This is a genomic window from Nonomuraea sp. NPDC050556, from assembly GCF_044457355.1.
Lineage (GTDB): Bacteria > Actinomycetota > Actinomycetes > Streptosporangiales > Streptosporangiaceae > Nonomuraea.
This window is the reverse complement of sequence record NZ_JBITGU010000001.1, coordinates 3,030,230-3,053,514: the sequence shown is the minus strand read 5'-3', so window position 1 is coordinate 3,053,514 and position 23,285 is coordinate 3,030,230. Positions and strand designations below refer to the sequence as shown.

The following is a 23,285-nucleotide window of genomic DNA, read 5'->3' as shown; positions in this document are numbered from 1 at the left end:
GCATGCCGCATAACCAAGCCCCATCCAATACTCTGAGTCTGGGGGTGTACTGCAGGGCCCAACCCAGTTGACCCCTCTGCCATCTATTGGCCCTCCCGTATGGGCAAGCATGAGTCCGGCAACCCTGCCGGAATCATAGAGGCAATAGTTAATATTGGTGTTATTCCAAGAATAGGCTGCCGTAATCGATGGATTATAGTATTGGCCGCTCGGCAGCGCATCCATCTGCCAGGTGGCATTACTGCCCTCCCATAGGCAGTAATACTTGGACGGACACATCTCTGTGCCCGCATGTGCGGTACGCGCTGTCCCGAATAAAAACAGAGGAGGTAGGAGCACTAGGATCGAGCCGATGGATATACGCCGAAAAAGCGATCTCACGTTCATGGGATTCTCCGTTTCTTATGTACAGGCCGACGATCGGCCTATGATCCCGGATGCAGCTCAGAAATGTCTCGGCCACGAGGGGAAGCACACTGGGGGCAACTGATGCTCGCTGCCGCCCCCACACAAGTCGGCCGTGGAGGTTACCGAGTTGGCTGCCGTCGGGCGCCGCACGCTGCGGTCAGCAGCGCGTCATCCGCGACGGCAACGAGCTTCGTCCGCCCGATCGACGGATGGCTGAGCAGACTATGGAGTCCGTGGCAAGAGGCTTCTCCCACAGGCTGGAACAGGACCTTCACCTGACGACGATGTTCTGATGGCTATCGCGCGGATCGCCGGCGAGCCGGTCGGAGACTAACCCGCTTGGGCGGGTGCGGTGAACACCTTTTGATTACAGCCAAATAGATGCTTTCGGTTGGATTGTTGGCGGGATAGCGCCCTCGACTCCCGCCCTGGGATCATGGCCCGGGGGTGGGGATGCAACGGATTCACTTCACAGCCGATGACCTGAGGCGGGTACGGCTGGCCGATGGCCTTGATCCCATGTGGGAAATCCTTTCGGGCGCCAGCTTGCTGAGCAGCAGCGATGGCGGCTGGTTGTTCGACACCTGGCGGCGCGGCACGGGTCGGCGAGCCACACAGGAATTCCCGATGCTGCGGCGGCTGGCTCCGCCGCGTGGATACATGGCCGACTTCCTCACTCCCACCCGTAGTACCGGCGACCTGGAGGAGGGCATCGATGCGGTGCTGGCGACCTCGCGGGAACGGCTGCGGATCGACATGGGACGGCTGGATGCTGAACGGCGGCTGCCTGGTTGGGCCCGCCCACTGGCTGAAGGTGACCGCGCTGCCCTGGGCCAGTTGGAGCAGGAGCTGCGGGCCTTTCACCACACCGCGATCGCCCCCTATCAGGAGCGGGTCAGCGTGCAGGTCGGCGCCGACCGGGCCATACGCGTCAGCGCGCTGGCGAGCGGGGGCGTTGACCGCCTCCTGGCCACGCTGCATCCCCGTATCCGGTGGGAGCCTCCCGTCTTGACCATCGACTACTCCTCGTCTCGCGTGCCCGATCGCGACGTTCAGTTGGACGGGCGTGGCCTGCTGGTGCGCTCGTCCTTCTTCTGCTGGCCCGACCCGCTGACCCTGCGCGACCCCGAGCTCCCCCCGGTCCTCGTGCTCCCTGTTGAGCACCAACTCGGCTGGGCCGCACCACCGAATCCGGCCCAGCCGGCGACACGCGGTGAGCGGCTGACGGCCCTACTGGGTGCCACACGTACCACAGTCCTGCACTGCCTCACCGAAGGGCAGGGATACAACACCACCCAGTTGGCCCGCCGTACCGGCATCTCCATCCCCTCAGCCAGCCAGCACCTGACCATCCTGCGCGAAGCCGGCCTCACCACCAGCAGCCGCCACGGCAAGCAAGTCCTCCACACCCTCACCCCGCTCGGCTACGCCCTGCTGGAGAGCAGCCACAGCTCGCACCCAGGGCGAGCAATCCAAGCTTGAGCATGTGCGCAAACCGAACAGCTCCGGCCCGCGGGCCTCGTGCTCGTCATAACGACTTCTGCCCATTCGTTAGACTCGCCACCGAGGACCGGCCCGACCTCCAACGCGTCCTGGACTACATCCGCGACGGCGACCTGCTGACCGTCCAGGAGGTCGACCGGCTCGGCCGCAACCTCCTCGAAGGACTGATCGTTCTCAACGACCTGTACCAGCGCGGCGTCGGCGTCAAGGTGCTCGAGGGCATCGCGGCCGGCGAGCACACCGAACGCTCACTAATCATCGACCTGGCCCTCGCTCTGGCCGAAGACCGCCGACGCGACATCGTGCGCAAAACCCGCAACGGCCTGGAGGCCGCCCGCGCCCGCGGCAAGGTCGGCGGCCGCTGCCCCGTGGTCGACGACGACAAGCTCGCCGTCATCCTCGCCCGCCGCAAGCGCGGGGAGACCATCCGCACCATCGCCGCCGGAGTCGGCGTCTCCATCGGCGTCGTCCACAACACCCTCGCGGCCGCCCGCTCGGAGAGTGAACCCGCCGAAAGCTGATGCGCGCGCCCGACCTCGAAAGGATCGACCGATGTCCGACGCTCATGACCTGCGCGTGCGCTGCACTGTCCGAGCCCGCGTTCCGGTCGAGGGCCCGGTCGGGACCCTCCGACGACCCATCATGACCTGAGTCTGAACCCCGCACCTCAGCCTGGCCAGACCGCCAAGATCTTCAGGACACTCCTAGATGGTCGGCGAAGCCGACCTGTGCGATCGATTCGCGGCCGACCAGGCCGGGGTGCAGACGGCCCGCAGTGCGCCATTCCGGTTCGGGTACCGCACACCCGGATCCGACCAGGTCGACGGGACTGACACCGCCAAGCTGTGATCTACGCCTGATCGCCTGTATGGACTGGACCGGCGTTCTCGCCGAGAGACGGCCGCTTCGCCACATCGAGCCGTACCTCACCGTAGGGCTGAACATGCTGCCAGATGGTCGTGAAGCCGGGCAGGGCGCGCAGTCCCGGAATCCAGGTGCAACTGGCGCATGCCCCTGGTGGGCCGCCAACATGCAGATCCTGATGGCCGCGGGCGCAAAATCCGGACGTGGGCACGCGCTGGGTCGGCCCGAAACACCGGACCGGCGGTGCCACCAGCCAGCAGACGGGGCAGCAACCGTCGGCGTCCCACAGCGCACGTACTCGATAGCGCCACCCTTGGAGGTGGCGCGCGCCGGCCCACGTCACCGAGCCGGCGAACTCCGCGCGGACTCGATCTCCAGCCCGGCTGAGTTCCGGGGCGACCGCCTTCGCCGACCTTCCGGCTGCGCACTTGTGGCGGGCCTTGGGAGCCAGCTCCACGACTCCGCTATAGTCTAGTTCGTCTAGTCGAATTCGACCATTGATGGGGATGTCGATGCCGCCACGCCCGTTGCGTACCCCCATGACCGTGGCCGTGCTCGGCCTGCTGGCCGAGCACCCACGTCACGTCTACGACATGCGCCTGCAGATGCGCGAACGCGGCCACGACCGCACCCTGAAGATCAAGAACGCGTCGTTCTACGACGCCCTGCCCCGCCTGGCCGGTGCGGGCCTGATCACCGAAGGTGAGACGGTTCGCGACGGCGCCCGTCCCGAGCGGACCGTCTACCACATCACGGAGGCAGGGGGCGCGAAGCTACGAGACTGGCTTCGCGAGTTGCTCGACAGTCCCGAAGGCGATACCGCCGGCTTCACGGTCGCACTGATGTTCATGTTCGCCTTGCCCCGAACCGAGGTGATCACCCTGCTCGAACGCCGGGCCAACCGAATGGAGCAACACATCGACGAGACCGACCAGGAGCTCAACGCCGCCGCCCGAAACGGGGTCAGGCCGGTGTTCCTCGCCGACCACACCTTCCCCCTGGCCCTGCACCGCGCCGAACTCGACTGGCTACGCGCCTTCACCACCCAACTCCGCGACCCGGCCACGCACTGGCCCGGCTCCGAGTCCCCGAAGAAGGACATCAGGTAAATGAACACTCCCTCCATTCACGAGACCAACCGCCTCCTGGCCCGCACGATCAACATCGGCGCCGACTTCGACGCCGAGTTGGAACGGGGATGGACCGTCCCGGTCGGTCCGCGCCATCTCGACCTGTGCCGGGAGGCCGGCTTCTCCGCCATCCGGCTGGCGACGTGCTGGGCCGCGCACACGACCGAGTCCCGGGGACAGTTCCTCGTGGAGCCGGAGGTCCTGGACCGCGTCGACCTCCTCCTCGACCAGGCGGTCGAACGCGGATTGAGCGTCGTGCTGAACAACCTGCAAGACCCGGAACTGCACGCCGACCCACCCCGCCACCTCGACCGGCTGCTCTCCACCACCCACCAGGTCGCCGGGCGCTTCTCCGGCCGCCCCGCCCAGGTGATGCTCGAACCTCTAGCCGAACCCCGCGGCCCTCTCGACCCCCTCTGGAACAACTACCTGCGGCAGATCCTCACCGCCTTGCGCGAGGCCGACCCCGCCCGGGCGGTGATCATCGGCCCGGCCTCCTACAACAACATGCGGCGCCTGCCCGACCTCCACCTGCCAGAGGAGGACCGCAACCTGATCGTTACGGTCCACCAGTACTGGCCGACCACGTTCACCATGCAGGGCGAAACCTGGCTCGGTACCGACACCCCGCTCGGCGACCCCGTCTCCTGGCTGGGCACGACCTGGCAAGGCAGCCACGAGGAACGCTCCGTGCTGTCCGATGCCTTCGCCGGCCTGGCCGAGTGGGCACGCGTACACGACAGGCCAATCTTCATCGGCGAGTTCGGCTCGTCCAACAACGCCGACCCAGGCTCACGCGCCCGCTGGGCTTCCTTCAACCGGCAACTGACCGAAGAGCTCGGCTTCTCCTGGGGTTACTGGTCTTTCGGACCGACCTTCGCCCTGTACGACGAGAGTGTGGGCATGTGGGATCCAGCACTGCTTGAGGCCCTTGGCCTCGGTCGGCAACGCTGATCAACGTCCTCTCGAAACGGCCGTGGGGCGCGGTTTTGATTCGTAGTTTCCGGACGCGGGTTCTAAGACAGAATCCAGAAGTGATCGCCGTGATAGGTGTCGATTTCAGAAGACGCATGCACCGCTGTCAGAAGTCGTCTGCACACGCGCTGAGGGGGCGAAGCGTCGGCAGCAATGGGCGGTAGAGGGCGGCGGCGAGGTGGAGGCCGAGATTGGTGGGCTGACGCCCATCCGGTGAGGATCGCCTCGAACGCGTCCAGCGCGGCCAGGCAGGCGATCGGAATTCGGTTTCTGGGCTCCAGAAGCGTGGGTCCACTCGTAATGAGCCTTATGCGTGATATCGGCAGATTGTTGGTGTCTGGTGGCGGCCATTTGGTTGCGGTTCCATGTCGCTGGGGTGCCAGCGGTGGATGGCGTGTCTAGCCTGCGGGTGCGGTGCTCGTGGGGGCGGCTTGTGTCTCGTTGTGGAATGGCGGGCGGGGCTGGTGGTTGATCGGTTACTGGTGGACATCGATGCTGATGGCCGGGTGTCGGTGGCGATATGGCTGGCCGCTGAGCAGTTCCCCAGGGCGGTGGGGCAGCCGGTAGAGGTGGCATGGCCGCTGGATGAGCAGGCGTTGGAGGATCTGCGCTGGTATTTGGAGGACTACCTGCGCCACCCGTTCGCGGTGTATTCCGACCGCGGTAGCGATATCGCCGCCAAGCTGCCTGCCTGGGGCGAGAGCGTTTTCGAGGCGATATTCGGTTCGGTGCCGGTACGGGCCGCGTATGCGACGGTGCGGGCTCGGGGCCATCCGGTTGAGGTGGTTTTGCAGTCGAAGGCCGCGCAGCGGCTGGGGCTGCCGTGGGAGTTGATGTGTGAACATGGGCGCGGCCTGCCGCTGGTGCTGGATCAGGTGGCGCTGACTCGCAGCCTGCCAACGGCCGACTTGACCGAGGCCTTCCCCGCTGGCGGGACGCGGCTGCGGGTGCTGATGGTGATCTCCCGGCCGGCCGGTGAGCGTGATGTGGGCTATCAGATGATCGCCCGGCCACTGCTGGAGCGGCTGCAGGCGGTCCGCGGCAACGTCGATCTGCTGGTGTTGCGGCCGCCCACCCTGGACCGGCTGCAGGAGGTCCTGGACGAGGCGGTCAGGGCGGGCAAGCCGTTCCAGATCGTGCACTTCGACGGGCACGGCAAATTCGGCGGTGGAAACGCCCCGGCTCCGGGATGGGACCCGCTGCGCTTCCACGGGTCGGCTCCGCGCGGGATGCTGGCATTTGAGACCAGCGGCGGCGAGCCCGACCTGGTGCCGGCCGAGCGGGTGGCGCAGGTGCTGGCGGCTGGGCGGGTGCCGGTGGTGGTGTTGAACGCCTGCCAGTCCGGGCAGGTCGGCGGGCAGGTGGAAGCGGCGGTGGCGACCCGGCTGGTGCAGGGCGGGGCGGCCTCGGTGGTGGCGATGGCCTACAGCGTGTACGCGGTCGCCGCGGCGGAGTTCATGACCGCCTTCTACGAGCGGCTGTTCGCCGGGGACCGGGTGGCCGACGCGGTCACCGCCGGACGGGTCCGCCTGGCCCTACGCGACCAAAGGCCCAGGCCCACGGCATCGACTACGACAAACTGCTGGGGGCGTGGGACTACGACGACTACCAGGCCGTCGCATACCTCTTCGCCCAGCTTCCCGACGACGTCGTCGAGGCGTACGGCCTCGACCTGCACTGAGCAGATGCCCACCCCTTCCGACACCTCCTGCCACCAGTAGTTCCTGCGCCTGGTGTCGGAGGGCACGCCGTTCTGGAGAGGTCACGCTGGTGGGGACGACCAGCCCCACGCTCTACAGCCACCTCCGCGCAGATCCCGACTTCCGCCGCTCGGCGGAGGCCGCCCGAGTATCACCGTGGCGTGGGCCCGCCCCGGACGCCTCCTGGCATGACCCGCTGGTGACGTTGATCGAGGCAGGGATGTCCATCACCCTCGCCGCCGAGGTCCTCAACCTCCAGCGCAGCAAGGCTGGCTACCACCGAAGCCATGACTACGACGGCCTCCACGACCGCGTCAACAACGCGCTCCAGACCGGCGGGGTCCAATGGACAGGCCGCCGCCCCTGGCGGGTGGATCACGAGCGACTGTTCGGCGTGCTGCGCCACCTGGCGCTCGGCTGGGATCTCAAAGGGGCCGCTCGCCTTGCCGGTGTGCCGCTGGCCACGGTGAAGGGCTGGCGTCGTCGCCTCCCGGACGTGGACGCCGTGATCGTGGCCGTCGCCCAGGCAGCAGGCACACCGCTCAACCCCTACACGCGCCTGACCTGCCCCGGGCAATACTGCGCCACACGCACCGGCTACGACTACGGGTGCCGCCGGACCCCATGCCGCCAGATCGCCAGCAACGAAGTGATCTCCTGGAGGAACCGAGATGCCTGACCGCAGCACCCTGGGCTACGAGGCCGAACCGTCCGACGTCGCCGCCCACCTGGCCGACTTCACCGACCTGTTGGAGCTGTACGCGCGCGCATCGGCCGAGAACGCCCTGCTACTCGCAGCCGCTCGAGCGGCCACCGCCTACAAGGCGCGAGCGCTCGCGCTCCTCCACCGCGACGGCTACTCCTACGAGAAGATCGCCACCATGGTGGGCATCTCCGAGACGAGAAGCGGCGTGCAAAAGCTCGTCGAGCAGGGGCGGACACTCCTTGCGCAGGATGCCGAGCTCGGCATCGTGGGAACCCCCGACGATGCTGCACCGGTCCACAAGGTCGACGGTGCCTCGGCTTCCGACCTGCACCACGGGCACTCCTGAGGCACTCAGCCAACTTTCGGAGCCCTGATCCCAGCCGCGCCGGTCTACGGCTCGTACTGCTCGACGCGCAAGTTCTAAGTGGAGTCGCTTGGGGAGCCTTCACGAAGGTCAAAGTCGGGGGTAGCGTGACATCTCATGGAAAACGGTGTCCGGCATGGGCTCGGCGCGGTGGCGGGGCTGGTGCTGACGCCCACGATGCTCGCCGGTCTCTCCTATGGGTGGCATGCGATCGCCGGTGCGGGCTATGAGGGTTCCACCTCGCTCGCAGGACTGGCGGTGCTGGCCGGGGCCGGGGTTCTGGTGGGGCTGACGGCCGGGTCGCGGCTGTCGCCGCTGGCCTCGCTGATCGCGGGGCTGGCCTTCGGCGTCCTGGGGGTTCTGGGGCCGTTGATGGTGCTGCTCCGGTGGGATGATTCGCCGTTCGAGGCGCTACCCGGGGCGTTCGCCAGTGGGTTGTTGGAGCTGTCGCGTTCGGGGATCTTGCTGATGCTCGGGGTGGCGTTCCTGGTGGCGTCGTTCCTGCCATCGCGATGGCGGGCCACAGGACAGCCGATGGCGGGGCGCATGGGTGGGCCGGTGCCGCCCGGAGGGCAGACGGGCTACGGGGAGATGCCGCAGCAGCAGTTCATGGCGCCGCCGTACCAGGAGCGCGCGGAGCAGTACGGCGGGCAGCCGGTGAGTGATGGCGAGCGTATGCGGGCACCCGGATCTCAGCATGCTGACCCGCATTAGAACTTCGTCTAGATGAATGAGTCCAAGGGTCGCCTGCGGAAATAGGGCGAGGGCGTCCAAGGTCATTGTGTGACGAACAACCTGAACACCCTCGCCACCGCAATCTATGTGAAGATCGATGACGCGTTGAGGGCTTCGCCGGATCTGGCTCCCTGGCGTCCAAAGGTGGGCATCGCGCCCACGCTCAGTGATGGCGAACTGGTCACCCTGGCGGTGATGTCGGCGTTGCTGGGCTTCACCTCCGAGCGACGCTGGCTACGGTATGCCCACGCCGAGCTGGGCGGCATGTTCCCGTATCTGCCTGGGCAGTCCGGCTACGGCAAGCGGCTGCGCAAGGCATCCGGCCTGGTCCTGCACATGATCAGGATTTTGGCGATGGACACCTCGCTGTGGAGCGACGATGTGTGGGTGGTCGATTCCACGCCGGTGGAGTGCGGCCGGTCGCGGGAGACAGCCAAGCGCAGCGACCTGGCAGGGTGGGCGGAGTACGGCTACTGCGCCAGTCACTCACGCTTCTTTTGGGGGCTGCGGCTGCATCTGCTGTGCACCCTGGGTGGGCTGCCCATCGCCTTCGCGCTCACCGGCGCCAAGGCCGATGAGCGCGAGGTCTTGCTGGGGATGTTCGACGACGCTCCCGCCTTGGTGGCCACCCACCCGGATCAGACGATCATCGCGGATAAGAACTACTACGGCCGCGCCTTCGAGCACGGTGTCACCGTGCGTGACCTGACCCTGCTGCGCCCGGCCCGCAAGGGTGAGCGTGAATGGGCCGGAGCGCAGCTGTTCAAGCCCCTACGCCAAACCATCGAGTCCATCAACCAGACCTTCAAAGGTCAGCTTGACCTGGAACGCCACGCAGGCCGTACACGCGCCGGGGTCGTCATCCGCGTCCTGACCCGCATCCTCGCCTTGACCGCCGCGATCTGGCACAACGATAAGACCGGACAACCGGTGAAACGCTCCCTCACCGCCTTCGACCACTGATAGCAACCAGACCCCTTGGACTCAATCATCTAGGCGACGGTGACGCCCGCTGGTTGCCCATCCATGGCCGAGGTGTCGCCACGGTGACCTTGTGGGACGTGAAGTCCGGCCGCCTCGATCCGACGCCGTTGGATAGCGCCAATCAGGGTGTCGAGGTTGCCTCGAGCGGCCGCCGCCTCATCACCTACCAAGCCAGCGGCTCCCACTACCGGGTGCGTGTGGGACCCCGCCACCCGGCGACGGATCCTGCAAGTAGGCGCCCCAGGGAGAAGGCAGCCGCGCGCAGGCCAATGGTGTATACGTCCACATACGCGCTGCTGCGAGAAAACAGCACGTGGCGCGTCGAGGGCGAAATGCGCGCTCCGGATGCCACGATCAGCGACGACGACACGACCATGGCCCTCTGCGTGCCCGGCGCGCCCGTGCAACTGTGGGCCCTGGCGACCGGCCGCCGAATAGCCACGCCATGGGCGCCCACTCTCACTGCCCAGCAATGCGTCGAAGAGCGGCTGCACCTCACCCCGGACGGACGACGATTGCTGATGACCACAGACACCAAGATCCGTGTGTGGGACGTGTCCTCAGGCAAAGAATCCTCCGCCATCAGGGAGCCGGGTGTGAGCGAGATCGGCTTCAGCGCCGACGGTAGCTTCCTGGCCACCGCCAACGCCGAAGAGCTTCTCATCTGGCGGATCAGTCAGACCGTCCGCCCCGTATTTCGCCATTCTCTGACCGATGAGCACGCCTTCAACGTCAGAATCGACCCACACACCGACCAGGTCCGCTACCTAGCCGGCCCGCCCAACGCATCCACCTGGCCGACAACCGTCCGGACCCTTCAGCTCAACACCATCATGAACGCCGGCTGGCGAGACGAAAGCGCCCAGTCCGCGACCTTCAGCCCCGGCGGGACCACACTCGCCATCACCTATCTCGACCGAGTCGAGCTGCGCGACGGCAGGACCGGCCAGCCGCCCCGGGACCTGCACGCTTCCCCTGTCCCACAAAGCTCGCGGAGTTCCCGGGCTGCGGGGTGATCGCGGCATTCAGCCCTGACGGCGCAACCCTGGTCTACGGCAACACCAACGCTAGAGCGTTCACCGCCGAGGTCTGGGACCTTGCCCATCAACGCATCACCGACAGAGCCCACCTCCCTCCAGGCCCGGGTGACTCCTCAGGAATCCACGCTCTGGCCTGCGACCGGAAATCCCATACGCTCCAACTCACCGGCATGTCGCAAGACGGAACCGCCCCCCGGGTTGAGTCGCTCACCACCTGGGACGTGAGCCGCGACGTCATCACCGCCTCCACCCCCGGCATCAGCGGATTTGCACTCGCCGTGGGGCCTACCGGAAGGCTCCTGGTCACCGCCCAAGGCAACGTCGCCGATCTCACCGCAGGATCCCCGATCGTGCGCGCGAACGGCACTGGCCCCGCCGCCGCGCTAGCCTTCAGCTCCGATGGCAGGTCCCTTGCCGTCGGAGGCTACACAGGACAGACCGCCCTCTGGGACGGCGACGTCCGACACAACCTCGGCACACTGACCCTCACCCACCAGGGCTCCTCCGGCGCCGTCAGCGCGCTGGCCTTCTCTGCCGACGGGAGCATCCTCGCGGTCGGCACGCGCAACGGTGCGATATACCTCTGGGATACCGCTACTCGGCAGCCCATCGGGTCACCCCTCACCACTCCAGGCGGCCTGGTCGCCGCCCTGGAGATCACCAAGGACACCCTGTACGTAGCCGGCTCGAACATCCCCTTCCAACGCTACGACCTCACCACAACCGCGGCTATAGCAGCCATCTGCCGCCGGGCCACCCATGGCCTCACCCTCAACGACTGGAAGACCCACTTTCCCGATTACGCCCACCAGCCCAGCTGCGGCTAAGTGCCTGGCGCTACGTGCGAGGTACCTCAAACGCTGAGCTGAGCCTGAACGCCGATTGCAGACCACTTCGGAGATCCGCGCGGAGGACTTCGGAAATCGACAGAGGTCTCGCCGGACGTTCGTGCTGGTCAGATAGTTGATGCTGAGTAAGTCTTCGGCCATCGGCCTTTCCGCCCGGTCAGGAAGGGACCCCGTCGGCGAGATCGCAGCCCGAGCGCGCGGGATGCACGGACGCACCCTGCGGGCTGCACACGTTCCCAAAGTCTCCTGAGCCACGGCGGAGCGTCCTGCGCAGGAGCGGAACGAAGCGGATGCACTGGAGCTGTCTCGATGGGATGCAGGAGCGATCCAAGCTCCTCCATAACAGCCATCTGGCCCGAAGCGCCTGGCCAGCAGCGCGGCTTCCTCTGCAGATACCGAGCGGAGATCCCATGAAGGTGATGTTCGCGTTCGGCGATCTCTTCGAACTCCGCGTCCTCATCGGGAAGAGGACCCGCCTCAACGAACCTCAACACTTCAGGCCTCACCACACAGCGATCTTCTCAGATCAAGCCCTTCAACTGATCACCTGCCACATGCGGGTACAGATCTGGACATCGATGCCGGGCTAACCGCTCCCCGGGCGGCCGGACAGGGCCGCGAGGCTCGTTGGGTGTGCGGCGAGTGGGCCTTTGCCGCGTAGATCAAAGCTCTGCTGTATGTGCAGTTGATCTTAGCCCGAGGTTCAGTGAGTAACAGTTCTTGAGTTGGGGATTCGCTGCGAGCAGGGGGTGGTGCGCCCTCTGACGGCGGTGCGATGATCGATCGGCTACTCCATGTGCACGGTCATCGCACGCACAGTCTTCGCCCGCGGGCAGAGGGAGGACAGGGGATTGGCCGATCCGAAACCCCTGGAGCGCGCACGCAGGCCTGTCCGTATCGTGATGCTCCTGCTGACGATGGTGGCGGCGTTCGCTGTCGGGGCCTGGTTCCTGGTGATCGACCTGCCCACGGGCGACATGCGCGCCAGCGTGCTCAGCTTCTTCGTCGGGCTGGGCAACCTGCTCCTGGCCGTGGCCGAGTTCCTGAGGAGGCCGCCGGAGGCGAGCACGCCGGCCAGGCTCGCCGACGAGCTGGCCGTGAAGCTGCGGCGGGAGCTGATCGACCATCAGGGCATTGAGGCGCTGAACAAGCCGTACGTCCTGCCGCTGTCGTGGTCGGCCGGAGACCAGAGTGTCGGCAGGCTGCGGCGGGGCGTCATGGAGAGCGCCAAGGCCCTGAGCGCCGAGTACCTGCGCGTGGCCAGCGGCCGGATGGTCATCCTCGGCGAGCCGGGCGCGGGCAAGAGCATCCTCGCGCGCCTGCTCGCCTGGGGCCTGCTGCACGACCGGGGCGACGCGCCGGTGCCGGTCCTGCTGACGGCGACCTCCTGGGACCCGGTCAACGAGTCCCTGGACGACTGGATCGTCGGCACGCTCGCGGTCAACAACTACGGCGGCAACCGGGACACGCCCCGTGAGCTCCTGCGGTCGGGGCTCATTCTGCCGATCATCGACGGCCTCGACGAGATGTCCGAGGCCGCGCGGCGCGTGGCGATCCAGGCCGTCAACGAGGCAATCGGCCGTGAGCGGCCCGTCGTGATCACCTGCCGTTCTGTGGAGTACGGCGAGCTGATCGCGTCAGGCGCACCGGCTCTGAAACGGGCACCGGTGGTGCGCCTCCAGCCGCTGCTGCGCCGCGACGTGGTCGCCTACTTACGCGAGTTCAGGGCACCCGGCCTCGCGCCCCTCGTGGACGAGCTGACGCGTGATCCCGGCGGCCCGGCGGCGCAGGCGCTGTCGACGCCGCTGATGGTGTCGCTGGCGCGGAACGTGAGCGAGCAGCGCGCCGTGGACCTGCGCGACTGCGACTCACGCACGGCCGTGGAGGACAAATTGGTCGAGGCCGCGGCCCGGCCGGCGGCTGCGGGCGACGGGCGGTGGCTCACCTTCCTGGCCCGCTACCTGCACGCCCATCACGAACGCGAGCTCGCTTGGTGGCTGCTGGCCCCCAGGCTGGTCTCGCCGTGGGCGGTCGCCACGCTCGGCCTGGTGGGAGGCGCGGTGGCGACGGCGCTCGCCACCGCCTGGATCCTGATCTCCGGCACCGTCACGGACCTCAACGCCGCGTTCCTGCTCGGCACCGCCGTCGGGGCCGGCTTCGCCATCCTGGTCATGGTCGCCTGGTACGTGGGCGGCATCAGAACACCCGGCAGGCTCACCCTCCAGACGGCGGGGTCGGCCGACCGATTGCGGCTCGGCGCGGTCACCGGTTCCGGGCTGGCGGTGATCCTGACCGTCCCGATCCTGCTGGGCTTGGCGGGAGTGATCACTTTTGCGTACGGCTGGAGCCCCATGAACATCGACGTCTACCTGGGCTGGCTGGCCAGGGGTGGCGCCGTCATGGTCGTGACCGCGGTCGCGCTGGCGATCTACCGCTGGCTGGACGCCCCGCCGGGCGGTTCCGTGGACTCCACCCCGGCCAAGCTGCTCGCCGCTGACCGCGCCTCCGCCCTCGCCGGGGCGCTCGCGGCCGGAGCCATCGTGGGGCTCGGGCTCGGGCCTGCCCTGCTGGCCGGCCAGGTTGCCCTCCAAATGCTGCAGTCGGCGGTCACGGGGTGGTCCGGGGAGCCCGCGCCCGCAGACATCGCCGCGGTCGAGCTCACCGACCCCTGGGTGAACCCGCCGGTACTGCTTCCCGGCGTGCTGTTCGCCTCGCTCACCCTGCTCACCAGGGCCTGGCCGCGGTTCGCGTGGGCGCGTTTCGTCCTGGCCGCGCGCAGACGTACGCCATGGCGGCTCATGCGCGCGCTGGAAGGGGCGCATCGTGCGGGACTGCTGCAGCGTTCGGGCGGGACGTACCAGTTCCGCCACATCCGCCTGCAGGAATGGCTGGCCACCAGGACCAGGGCCGCAGCCGCCGCGCCGCGCAGGCCGCGCGTCCGCCTGCTGGCCGCGGGCGGGCTCACGGTCGTGACCGCGACCGCGGCCGTCCTGCTCGCGTCGCTGCCCACCGACATCTCCAGCGCCACGCTGTACGTCGGCGCCATCGGCAACCGGTACCTCACCGATGACGGTCGGATGCTGATCGCCAAGTCGGCGGACGGGAGAGACCTGCACATTTGGGACGTGGCCACGGGGCGGCCCGTCGGCAGCGTGCTTCGCGGGCAGGACAAGGATGATCTCAGCCTGAACTTGAGCTCCGACGGGCGCCTGGCCGCGCTGGTCTCGAAAGCCAGGCAAACGCTGACAATCCTCGACACCTCCGGCCTCCGGCCGCTCAGGAGCTGGCCGCTGCCGCCAAATGACCCCCGCGACGACTACTTCTGGGTGACCTTCAGCCCGGACGGCTCGCTCGCCGCCGTCCAGAAGCTTCCGGGCTACACGCTGTACCTGTACGACGTCCGTACCGGCACCCAGCTGGGCGGGACCCTGGCGGAGAACATCCGAACACTCGCCTTCAGCTCTTCCGGCAACCTCCTCACCGCGAAGGTGCCCGCAGGCCAGAACAGTTCACGGCTGCTCGTCTGGAACGCCCGCACGGGCAGCCGCATCGGTGGCGACATCGTCGTGAGCTGGAGCGACTCCTTCTCCTATTTCAGCCCCGACGGCGACCTGCTGGTGACCACCTCGCCGAAAGGCGACACCCACCTGACCGACGCCAGAACCGGACGTCCCCTCCAGCCTCCCCTCCGGGGCTACTACGCCTTGAGCGGCGACTACCTGGTGAAGCAGGCAGCAGACGGGGTCCATACCCGGCGCCTGCGCGGCGACCCCGACCCCCGTCGCTACCCGGACCTGCGGAACTTCGTGATCTCGGGCACCACACTGGTGGGCGTGAATGGCCGCGGCGACGTCCGCGTCTATGACCTCGTCAGCGGCAAAGAGACCGGGCGCATGCACACCGGACTCGGGCCGCACCTGTCGCTCACCCTGCACCCGGACGGCCGAACCCTCATGATCCGCCAGTACCCCGAGCCCGACGGGAGTATCGACCCCCGCCCCAACCCCACCGTGTGGTTGTGGGACCTGCGCGGCGGAACCCAGCTCGGCACCCTCCAGACCGGCACGACCACCTACACCATGGACGTCTCCTTCGGCAGCCACACCGTGCTGGTCAGACGACCGTCGCAGAAGAGACCCGACTGGCAGATGCTGGATGTCTTCAACCTCGACACCAGGACACTGTTGACGAACCGGTTGCCGGACTACACCCAAGAGGACAGCAGCCTCAGCCCCAGCCAGGACTGGCTCGCCGTCCTCACGCCCGACAAGCGCTCCATCGAGCTGTGGAACGTGGCCGAAGGAAGGCGCGAAGCCGTACTCACCGGTCACACCGGCGAGATTCACTCCTACCAGTTCTCCAAGGACAGCACAGTGCTGAACTCATCGAGCGCAGACGGAACGATCAAGATCTGGCGGATCCCGAAGCCCGGGACGAGCTGAGGCCGCTCTCGACTGACGCATCCACTCTCTGGCGGGCGCTCAGCCACAAGTCATTTCTCGATGGTCGAAATTGCTATCGCCGTGACAATGAAGCCGATCCCGCCGACCACCATGAGGAGCACGACGCGGAACTCGACTCCCGAGTCGAATCGCTGATCGACGAAGATCGAGTACAACAACCAGATGGTGCCGATGATCGAGCACGCGAGTGCTAAGAACATCAGCGGGTAGAGCAGCGCCACGAGGTCTTCCATGATCGCATGATGCACTCGTTCTGACCGTGGCCGCCAGGGCATTTTTCGAGGGCAACGTCACGCGTAGCAGCGGCAGGGATGAGGTGCTGCCCTGGTGAGTTCACGACGTCCGATGCGGCGACGAGGATCACCGCCGACGGTCTGGTAGCTCAGGACCGCGTCTGTGTAGCGCGGCCGTCGCCAGCACATCAGCGAGCAGGTCGTGCAGCCTGGGATGGATGATCGGCAGCTCGGGATGGCCGCAGCACCGGGCCGGGCGGTCAGGCGTCGCGGCGGGTGATCGCTAAGGTCGCCGCCAGGAGCGAGATCGTGACGTAGCTCGTCAGGATGAGGGCGGTCGAAGAAGGGCCGAACGCGCCCGAGTCGGGGACGCCGGCCAGCTGCCGCGTGAGGGACGGGATCGTGAGGGAGCCCGTCCAGTCGTTCCACGGGGCGGGGAGGAAACGTTCGATCAGGGTGGGCGCCAGAAGGACAGCGGCCAGCGCGATGAGCGCTCCAGCGGTCGAGCGCAGGATCGTGGCCAGGCTCAGCCCGGCGATCGCGGCGACGGCGCATCCGGCGCCTGCCGCCAGGACCTGCGTCAGCGCGGCCTGTTCCGCGAGCGAGGCACCGATGGGACGTCCGCCCACTACCGCCTGGGCGGTGACGTACGTGCCGAACGCCACCACCTGTCCCGCGACGGCGGCAACCGCGGCCACCACGACGCCCTTGGCCAGGAGGAGGTGCCAGGGACGGCGGATCGTGGTGAGCGTCAGCCTGATCATGCCCGTGCTGTACTCGCCGGAGATGGCGAGCACGCCGAGCACGCCGAACAGGAGGGAAGTAAGGTCGGCGCTGAAGCTCAGCCCCGTGCCGACGGGCTCGCCGCCTGGACCGTTGGTGTCGAAGTAGCGCGAGATGGAGAAGGCCGCGAAGCCGGTGAGCGCCAGGCTCGAGAGCGTGGAGGCCAGGATGATGGAGGCGGAGCGAAGCGAGCGGAGCTTGAGCCATTCCGATGCGACGACGTTGATCATTGGGTTGTCTCCATGAAGGCCTCTTCCAGCGATGCCCGGCGCGGCGCCAGTTCGTGGAGGGCGCAGCCGCTCGCCAGGGCGGCATCGCCGATGGCGGCCGGCGACAAGCCGGTCACCAGTAGTTCCTCTCCGGGTGGTGGGGGAGAGGGCGCCCCGCTCGTGGCGGGTTCAGCTGTTCGCGGCGCGCGGCGTACGGTTGCCCCGGCGGCTTCGAGCGTCGTGGCCAGGCGGGCCGCGTGCGGTGATCGGACCAGCACGTCGCCTTGGAAGCGGGCCAGGAGGTCCGCCGTCGAGGTGTCCTCGATCAGTTTTCCGCGGCCGATGATGATGAGCCGGTCGGCGGTGAGGGACATCTCGGTCATCAGGTGGCTCGACAGGAGGACGGTCCGCCCTTCGGAGGCGAGAGATCTCAGCAGCGTCCTGAGCCAGCGGATGCCTTCGGGGTCGAGACCGTTGACCGGTTCGTCCAGAATGATCACTCCCGGGTCGGCCAGCAGCGCCGCCGCGATGCCGAGGCGCTGGCGCATGCCCTGGGAGAATGCGGCGATCCGCTTGCGCGCCGCGCCCGCCAGGCCGACCTCCTCCAGGACCTGCTCGACCCTGCGTCTCGGGATGCCTCCGGCGTACGCCAGTGCCTGGAGGTGGTCGACCGCGCTGCGCCCGCCCTGCACCTCGGCGGCGTCGAGCATGGCGCCGACCTCGAGCATGGGGTTCCGCAGGTCGTGCTTGCGCACGCCGTTGATCAACGCCTGGCCGGAGGTGGGTTTGTGCAGGCCGAGGATCATGCGCAGGGTGGTGGATTTGCCTGCCCCGTTGTGTCCCAGGAAGCCCGTGACCTGTCCGGGTTTGACGTCGAACGTGAGCCCCGAGACCGCGCGTGAGGGACCGTACATCTTCGTCAGGTCCATGACCTCGATCATTTCCCCACCTTCTGGATCCGCTCGGCCCGGCAGCGCGTGCCTGGCGAGGGGAGCTCTCCCGTGGTCAGGTAGGCGTTGACGTGGCGGCGCAGGCAGGTATTGCCCGCCCACGACGCGTGACCGTCGCCGTGCCACAACACGCGTGCGGATGGGATCTGCTCGGCCACGTGTTGCTGCCCGAGGTAGTTGGTGTTGTTGTCGAGCTCCCCGATCGCGAACAGGATCGGGGGGACGCCCTGCACGCGCAGCGGGTGCGGGGCCCAGGACGCGCCTCCGCTGAATCCCCAGCATCGTCCGAGCTCGAAGCGTCCCTCGATCCAGCCGAACCTCGGTGCGATCTGCCGTAGCCCCGCCTCGATGGCCTGAAACTCCTCGTACGTCGGAGCCTTCGGCATGAAGTCGTTGCACAGGGAGGCCTGGCTCAGGGAAGAGCTGACCTGATCCGGCGCGAGCTCTGACAGGAAGTCACCGGCGTCGCCGTCGAGGGCCTTGCGGATGGCGGTCGCGAACTGCGGCCAGAGCGCCGGGTTCATGCCTTTGACGGCACCCGCGTAGAGCTGTCCCTCGTGCACCGTCCGTCTGGCCGACGCCGGCAGTGGGGCGCGCCGCACCCTGGCGACCAGTTCGTCCCAGGCCTTGCCCGCGTCCCTGCCGTGCAGGGCGCAGTCCGTACGGCTGGCGCACCAGTCGCGGAAGCGGGTGAGATGCCGCTCCTGCGTGCGCGCGTAGTTGCGCAACCAGGGCTCGAGCTCCCGCTGAGTGTGATCGGCCGTCCCGTCGAAGTACATTCGCCCCACCCGCTGCGGGAACAGCTCCAGGTAGGCCTGAGCGTAGACGGTCCCGTAGGAGTTGCCCGCGTAGACGAGCTTGTCCTGGCCGAGCGCGGCGCGCAGCGCGTCGATGTCGTGCGCGACGTTCCACGCCGTCAGCCCGTGCCACGCGGACTTGGCCGTCTTGCGACAGCTTTCCCGGTAGGCCGCGTTCTTGGCCGCATGGGCGTCCCAGTCCTGTTTCGTCCGAGCCAGGACTAATCCGTAGACAGAGGCCGCGGGCTCCGCGCAGCTCACCCGCTTGGCGCTGCCGGGCTCCGACAGCCCGCGCGGATCGATGGCGATGACGTCGAACCGGCTCCGCAGCTCATCGAGCAGCACCGGCAGCTCCGGCGGAAGGCCGGGATCGTCCTTCCGCCTGAGCATCGATGTGCTGGTGCCAGGACCTCCGAAGTTGACGATCAGTGGCCCCATGCTCCTGCTTGTGGCGGGGAGTTTGGCCACGTGCACGGAGGTCCTCGGGCCACCTGGATCGGCCCAGTCGACGGGGACGACCAACTCGGCGCAGCGCAGGCCGTCACCGCAGTCCTTCCAGCCGAGGCGATGCGCCTGAGCCGAGGCCAGCGCGATGCCTCCGAGCGAGAGGGCCAAGCAGGCGGCCAGGCACAGGGTGATGAGTGCGCGTCGATTCATGCGGGCAACGATGCTGGACGGCGCCCGCTCGCACATCGGAGCCGGATCCGATCTTGCAGATTGGACCAGGGGCATACGGCGCGGGCGCACGCGGGCCAGGTACGACCCTGGTCTGACGGCTCGCGCTCCGATGCGCTGTCCAACGATCCTCGATAACGTCACCGCGTGAACCTGTTCGCCTGGAGGCCGCCACGCTGGCTGCTCATCCACGCCGACACCGTGGTCGCGGTGCTGCTCGCACTGGCATCCACGGCGGAGCCGCCTGGCCTGACCAGGAGCACCGCGTCGACGCTGTCCTGCTGGCTGCTCGTGGTGCCTGTGGCGGTGCGGCGGATCTGGCCGGTGCCCGCCTACTGCGGCGCGCTCGTGATCAGCGTCCTCGTTCTCGCCCTGCAGGTGAACCGGTTGATGACGACCGTGGTGGTGGCCTTGACCATCTACACGGTGGCGACCACCCAACCGGCACGGCGATCGGCGATCGCCCTCCTGACGGGCCTGCTCGTCACCGGAGGCAGTCTGCTGGTCTGGGTGATGGGCGCACCACAACGGGCGGACGGCTGGCCAGACCCCGTCTTCGTCGTCGCGATGGCCTGGCTGATCGTGGGGGCGAGCTGGAGCCTCGGCACGTCGGCGCGCACCCGCCGCGAGTACGCCGCGCGCGAGGCGAAGCGGCAGGCCGAGAAGGCAGTGACCGACGAGCGCCTGAGGATCGTCCGCGAACTGCACGACGTCGTCGCCCATTCGCTGAGCATGATCACCGTCAAGGCGGGTGTGGCGGCCAAGGTCCTGGACAAGCACCCGGAGGAAGGACGCAGGGCGCTGCAGACGATCGAGGAGATCGGGCGCAGCTCGCTGGTGGAGATGCGCCAGTTCCTCGGCGCGCTGCGCTCGCCCGACGGCGTACCAGAGCACGCGCCGCAGCCCGGCCTCGCCGACCTGCCGTCCCTGGCCGACCGGGCGGCGGAGGCAGGGGTGCAGGTCGACCTGTCGGTGAGCGGAGCCGTACCCGACAGCATGGGATTACCGGTCTACCGCATCGTCCAGGAAGCTGTCACCAACGTCGTCAGGCACGCCGCGCCCGCCCGCTGCCAGGCCAGAGTGTCGGTCGCCGACGGGATACTGAAGATCTCCGTGATCGACGACGGGCCAGGCCACCGCGTGCTGCCGCGCCAGCCATCCGGCCACGGTCTGACCGGAATCCGCGAACGGACGATGATGTACGGTGGCACCTTCGATGCCGGGTCCCTGCCAGAGGGAGGGTTCGGCGTGCACGCATCATGGCAGATCGGCGAGGCAGCCTCAGGCTGATGAACGTCAGGCCGGGATCGCGGGGGAGCCGTCGCGCCGGAACGGGATGGACGCGCTGGAGGAGAGCTCTTGATTCGCGTGCTGATCGCCGATGATCAGGCACTGCTGCGTGGCAGCTTCCGGCTGCTGATCGACTCGGAGGACGACCTCATGGTGGTCGGCGAAGCCGCCGACGGGCACCAGGCGGTGACACTCACGCGGTCGGAGTCACCCGATGTGGTGCTCATGGATGTCAGGATGCCGGAAATGGATGGCATCACCGCGACCAAGCAGATCGCTGGAGATGCCCGGGTCCTCATCTTGACCACGTTCGACCTCGACGAGTACGTCTACTCGGCTTTGCGGGCGGGCGCCAGCGGGTTCCTGCTCAAGGACGCTCCTCCGGACGATCTCCTGAGGGCGATCAGGGTCGTTGCCTCGGGCGAGACGCTACTCGCGCCACGCGTCACGACGCGGCTGATCGCGGAGTTCGTAAGGCGGCCGGTCCAGCAGGTCTTCCAGGGGTTCGAGGCGCTGACAGAGCGGGAGCGCGAGGTGCTCACCCTCATCGCCCACGGGTTGTCCAACGCCGAGCTCGGCGACCAGCTCCAGGTGAGCGCGGGGACCGTGAAGACGCACATTGGCCGCCTGCTGGCCAAGCTGCACGCGCGAGACCGCGCTCAACTCGTCATCGCGGCCTACGAAGGCGGCCTGGTCACGCCGCGCTAGATGTGCCTGTTCAGGGACATGGTGACAGCCGGGTGACGGGTGGCTGGCCGCTGTGGGTGGAGTGTGGCCACCAGCTCGCCGCCGACGCGGTCCATGGCGCATGTCGTGGCCGCGGTCAGTCCATGGAGAGTTCCGGCGAGGAGTGGTGATCCAGGCCCCTTGAGGGGATGCCCCTTCCGCGAGGGATCCGGCTCTACGCCGGGTAGCGGGCCGAGACTCCACAGTCGCATCGTGCCGCCGGATACGACGATCGGGGTACCGTCCAGATTGCTCACCGCCACCGAGTAGACAGCTCCGGCGAAGGCGGCGAGTGGCGGGTCGAACCGTTCACCCACACCGCACCGCCCTGGCCGCCGGATACCACGATCGGAGTGCCTTCTCGGCTGCCTACCGCCACCGAGTAGACGCCGCCGGTGAAGATGCCGCGGCCGTGGTTGGTGAAGTGACTGGTCAGGAGGCCAGCGGTGTGGCGGCTGTAGGAGCCGGTGAGCCTGGCGAGCTGTTTACGAGTGGTGAGGTCCCATGCCCGTATCTTGCCGTCCACGCGCAACGGGTGACTCGAGGTCAGGAAGCGCAGAGGCTGGCCAATCGGCGAACGTCGGCGCGGATCGACCGCCGCAGCAACCACCTCAGCGCCGGTTCCAGCAACCTCTCGGAGGTCACACGCGGGGTAACGCGCACATGGAAGGTGAAGCGGCACCGGTCCTCACCGAGCGGCTCGACGAGTCTGCCGCCTTCGGCGTCGATCCCCGAGGTGGTGCGCCAGGTAAACGAGCGACCCGGCTCAACCTGGATGACCTCGCCCCCGTTGCGATACGTCCGGCCCGCGAACCGCATCACCTCAGCAGTGGTCGTGCCCACCTGGACGATGCCTTCAGGTCGCGGCGCCATCGTCTTGACGCCCTTGCGCCAGCGCGGATCCTGCCCGTAGTCAGCAACGACCGCCCACACCAGTATGGCCGGGCAGGCGATCTCCTCGTCCTCCTGAAGGTCGATCATCCGGCGATGATATGAGGTTGGTCGAGCAACAGCTGAACTCGGTGAACGTCCGTGGTCATCGTCCTAGGGCCCGCACGCTGAGGAGCCAAGCCAGTGCGAGATCCTGGACGGCGATGACGCACACGGGTGCGCGACCGGCAGCAAGGGGCGTGGGTGGCGTGAGCGAAGGCATCATGCCCAACAGCCCTCAACCTCAACCGGACCTGGCCGCCGTCACCGCTGGCCTCACCACCACCTGGAACTCCGGCCCGGTTGAGGGCACCGTGAATCGCGTCAAATGCTCAAAAGGCGAATGTTTGGGCGGGTGAACCTCGAGCTCCTACGGAAGCGGATAGTTCACCCGGCCTGACTCCGCGTGATGTCGCCACACACTCTGTGCCAGAACCGAATTCTGGTACCGCACTCAGCGACTACGGCGGTCACTGACCCGGGCGTAAACGATCAACGTCGATTGCGCAGCCCAGGCGTAGTAGCCCTGGCGCGACACACCTAGCACCCGGGCCAGCAGGGAGACCTCGCGGAGAACCTTGTTCTCGCGGCGCAGCCGGGCTAGCTCGTCGCGTTCGGTGCTGGTCGGCCCGTCCAGGCGATGGCCGTCATCGAGGTCGGCCTGGCGCACCCAGGCACGGATCGACTGCGCGGAGGGCTCGAACTCCTCGGCGAGCTCTTCCGGCGACCGTCCCGCGCGCACCAGTCCACCATCTGCCGGCGAAACTCCGGCGGATAGTTGTTCGGCACAGAGAACTCCTTCTTCCGGTAAACCGGGGGAAGACCAAGGTGTCCACCAAACCGGGGCAAGACCAGTAAGGCAGGTAGCCCTGGGCCCGGCTTGATTTTGCTGGTGAGTAGCAGCAGCGTTTGTCGGTCAGTTTGCCAACTGCGACTGGCGTGGCCCTCGGATGTCAGACCCGCCCTTTACTA

21 protein-coding genes are annotated in these 23,285 nt (G+C 67.6%); 14 read left to right on the top strand and 7 right to left on the bottom strand.

Annotation, left to right across the window (positions count from 1 at the left end; all coding sequences use genetic code 11):
* Window positions 1-927: 927 nt before the first annotated feature.
* The 12 genes from ACIBG8_RS14630 to ACIBG8_RS14575 all read left to right on the top strand — a co-directional run bounded on the left by ACIBG8_RS14630 (window position 928) and on the right by ACIBG8_RS14575 (window position 15,699).
* Window positions 928-1,890, top strand: coding sequence for an ArsR/SmtB family transcription factor (locus ACIBG8_RS14630; RefSeq protein WP_397343203.1), 963 nt, complete (start codon window positions 928-930; stop codon window positions 1,888-1,890).
* Window positions 1,891-1,892: 2 nt separating this feature from the next.
* Entirely contained in the window at window positions 1,893-2,432 is a 540-nt protein-coding gene (locus tag ACIBG8_RS14625) for a recombinase family protein (protein ID WP_397343202.1), read from the top strand.
* Between the two features lie 849 nt (window positions 2,433-3,281).
* Window positions 3,282-3,884, top strand: coding sequence for a PadR family transcriptional regulator (locus ACIBG8_RS14620; protein WP_397343201.1), 603 nt, complete (start codon window positions 3,282-3,284; stop codon window positions 3,882-3,884).
* Window positions 3,885-4,859, top strand: a complete 975-nt coding sequence (locus tag ACIBG8_RS14615) for a glycoside hydrolase family 5 protein (protein WP_397343200.1) — start codon at window positions 3,885-3,887, stop codon at window positions 4,857-4,859. It abuts the gene before it with no gap.
* A 464-nt stretch (window positions 4,860-5,323) separates the two neighbouring features.
* On the top strand, window positions 5,324-6,601 hold the full coding sequence (locus tag ACIBG8_RS14610) for a CHAT domain-containing protein (protein WP_397343199.1): 1,278 nt from the start codon (window positions 5,324-5,326) through the stop codon (window positions 6,599-6,601).
* Between the two features lie 49 nt (window positions 6,602-6,650).
* Window positions 6,651-7,259, top strand: coding sequence for a hypothetical protein (locus ACIBG8_RS14605; protein ID WP_397343198.1), 609 nt, complete (start codon window positions 6,651-6,653; stop codon window positions 7,257-7,259).
* Complete coding sequence (locus ACIBG8_RS14600) at window positions 7,252-7,632, top strand: hypothetical protein (RefSeq protein ID WP_397343197.1); 381 nt, start codon at window positions 7,252-7,254, stop codon at window positions 7,630-7,632. Before ACIBG8_RS14605 ends, ACIBG8_RS14600 begins: the two co-directional genes overlap by 8 nt.
* Window positions 7,633-7,767: 135 nt before the next feature.
* Window positions 7,768-8,364 carry a hypothetical protein gene (locus tag ACIBG8_RS14595; protein ID WP_397343196.1) on the top strand — a complete coding sequence of 199 codons (597 nt, stop codon included), beginning with the start codon at window positions 7,768-7,770 and terminating at the stop codon, window positions 8,362-8,364.
* Window positions 8,365-8,433: 69 nt separating this feature from the next.
* On the top strand, window positions 8,434-9,348 hold the full coding sequence (locus ACIBG8_RS14590) for an IS982 family transposase (RefSeq protein ID WP_397343195.1): 915 nt from the start codon (window positions 8,434-8,436) through the stop codon (window positions 9,346-9,348).
* Between the two features lie 83 nt (window positions 9,349-9,431).
* Entirely contained in the window at window positions 9,432-10,385 is a 954-nt protein-coding gene (locus ACIBG8_RS14585) for a WD40 repeat domain-containing protein (protein ID WP_397343194.1), read from the top strand.
* The gene (locus ACIBG8_RS14580) at window positions 10,382-11,236 is read left to right on the top strand and encodes a WD40 repeat domain-containing protein (protein WP_397343193.1); all 855 of its coding nucleotides are present in this window, start codon (window positions 10,382-10,384) and stop codon (window positions 11,234-11,236) included. Before ACIBG8_RS14585 ends, ACIBG8_RS14580 begins: the two co-directional genes overlap by 4 nt.
* A 923-nt stretch (window positions 11,237-12,159) precedes the next feature.
* Entirely contained in the window at window positions 12,160-15,699 is a 3,540-nt protein-coding gene (locus ACIBG8_RS14575; RefSeq protein WP_397343935.1) for an NACHT and WD40 repeat domain-containing protein, read from the top strand.
* Between the two features lie 50 nt (window positions 15,700-15,749).
* Here ACIBG8_RS14575 and ACIBG8_RS14570 read toward each other — a convergent pair whose 3' ends face one another.
* From ACIBG8_RS14570 to ACIBG8_RS14555, 4 genes are all read right to left on the bottom strand, one after another.
* Window positions 15,750-15,953, bottom strand: a complete 204-nt coding sequence (locus tag ACIBG8_RS14570; RefSeq protein WP_397343192.1) for a hypothetical protein — start codon at window positions 15,951-15,953, stop codon at window positions 15,750-15,752.
* Between the two features lie 260 nt (window positions 15,954-16,213).
* Window positions 16,214-16,966: a hypothetical protein gene (locus ACIBG8_RS14565; RefSeq protein ID WP_397343191.1), complete on the bottom strand. Its 753-nt coding sequence runs from the start codon at window positions 16,964-16,966 to the stop codon at window positions 16,214-16,216.
* Window positions 16,963-17,886, bottom strand: a complete 924-nt coding sequence (locus tag ACIBG8_RS14560; RefSeq protein WP_397343190.1) for an ATP-binding cassette domain-containing protein — start codon at window positions 17,884-17,886, stop codon at window positions 16,963-16,965. Before ACIBG8_RS14560 ends, ACIBG8_RS14565 begins: the two co-directional genes overlap by 4 nt.
* Complete coding sequence (locus ACIBG8_RS14555) at window positions 17,883-19,349, bottom strand: alpha/beta fold hydrolase (RefSeq protein WP_397343189.1); 1,467 nt, start codon at window positions 19,347-19,349, stop codon at window positions 17,883-17,885. Before ACIBG8_RS14555 ends, ACIBG8_RS14560 begins: the two co-directional genes overlap by 4 nt.
* Window positions 19,350-19,514: 165 nt before the next feature.
* Between ACIBG8_RS14555 and ACIBG8_RS14550 the strand changes: the two genes are divergently transcribed.
* The gene (locus ACIBG8_RS14550) at window positions 19,515-20,657 is read left to right on the top strand and encodes a sensor histidine kinase (protein WP_397343188.1); all 1,143 of its coding nucleotides are present in this window, start codon (window positions 19,515-19,517) and stop codon (window positions 20,655-20,657) included.
* Window positions 20,658-20,726: 69 nt separating this feature from the next.
* Window positions 20,727-21,365 (top strand): response regulator, encoded by a 639-nt coding sequence (locus ACIBG8_RS14545; RefSeq protein WP_397343187.1) that lies wholly within the window; start codon window positions 20,727-20,729, stop codon window positions 21,363-21,365.
* A gap of 271 nt (window positions 21,366-21,636) precedes the next feature.
* On the opposite strand, the gene ACIBG8_RS14540 is transcribed toward ACIBG8_RS14545, so the two are convergent.
* The 3 genes from ACIBG8_RS14540 to ACIBG8_RS14530 form a co-directional block, all read right to left on the bottom strand.
* On the bottom strand, window positions 21,637-21,909 hold the full coding sequence (locus ACIBG8_RS14540; RefSeq protein WP_397343186.1) for a hypothetical protein: 273 nt from the start codon (window positions 21,907-21,909) through the stop codon (window positions 21,637-21,639).
* A 20-nt stretch (window positions 21,910-21,929) separates the two neighbouring features.
* The gene (locus ACIBG8_RS14535) at window positions 21,930-22,364 is read right to left on the bottom strand and encodes an SRPBCC family protein (RefSeq protein ID WP_397343185.1); all 435 of its coding nucleotides are present in this window, start codon (window positions 22,362-22,364) and stop codon (window positions 21,930-21,932) included.
* Window positions 22,365-22,767: 403 nt separating this feature from the next.
* On the bottom strand, window positions 22,768-23,055 hold the full coding sequence (locus ACIBG8_RS14530; RefSeq protein ID WP_397343184.1) for a hypothetical protein: 288 nt from the start codon (window positions 23,053-23,055) through the stop codon (window positions 22,768-22,770).
* Between the last annotated feature and the right edge of the window lie 230 nt (window positions 23,056-23,285).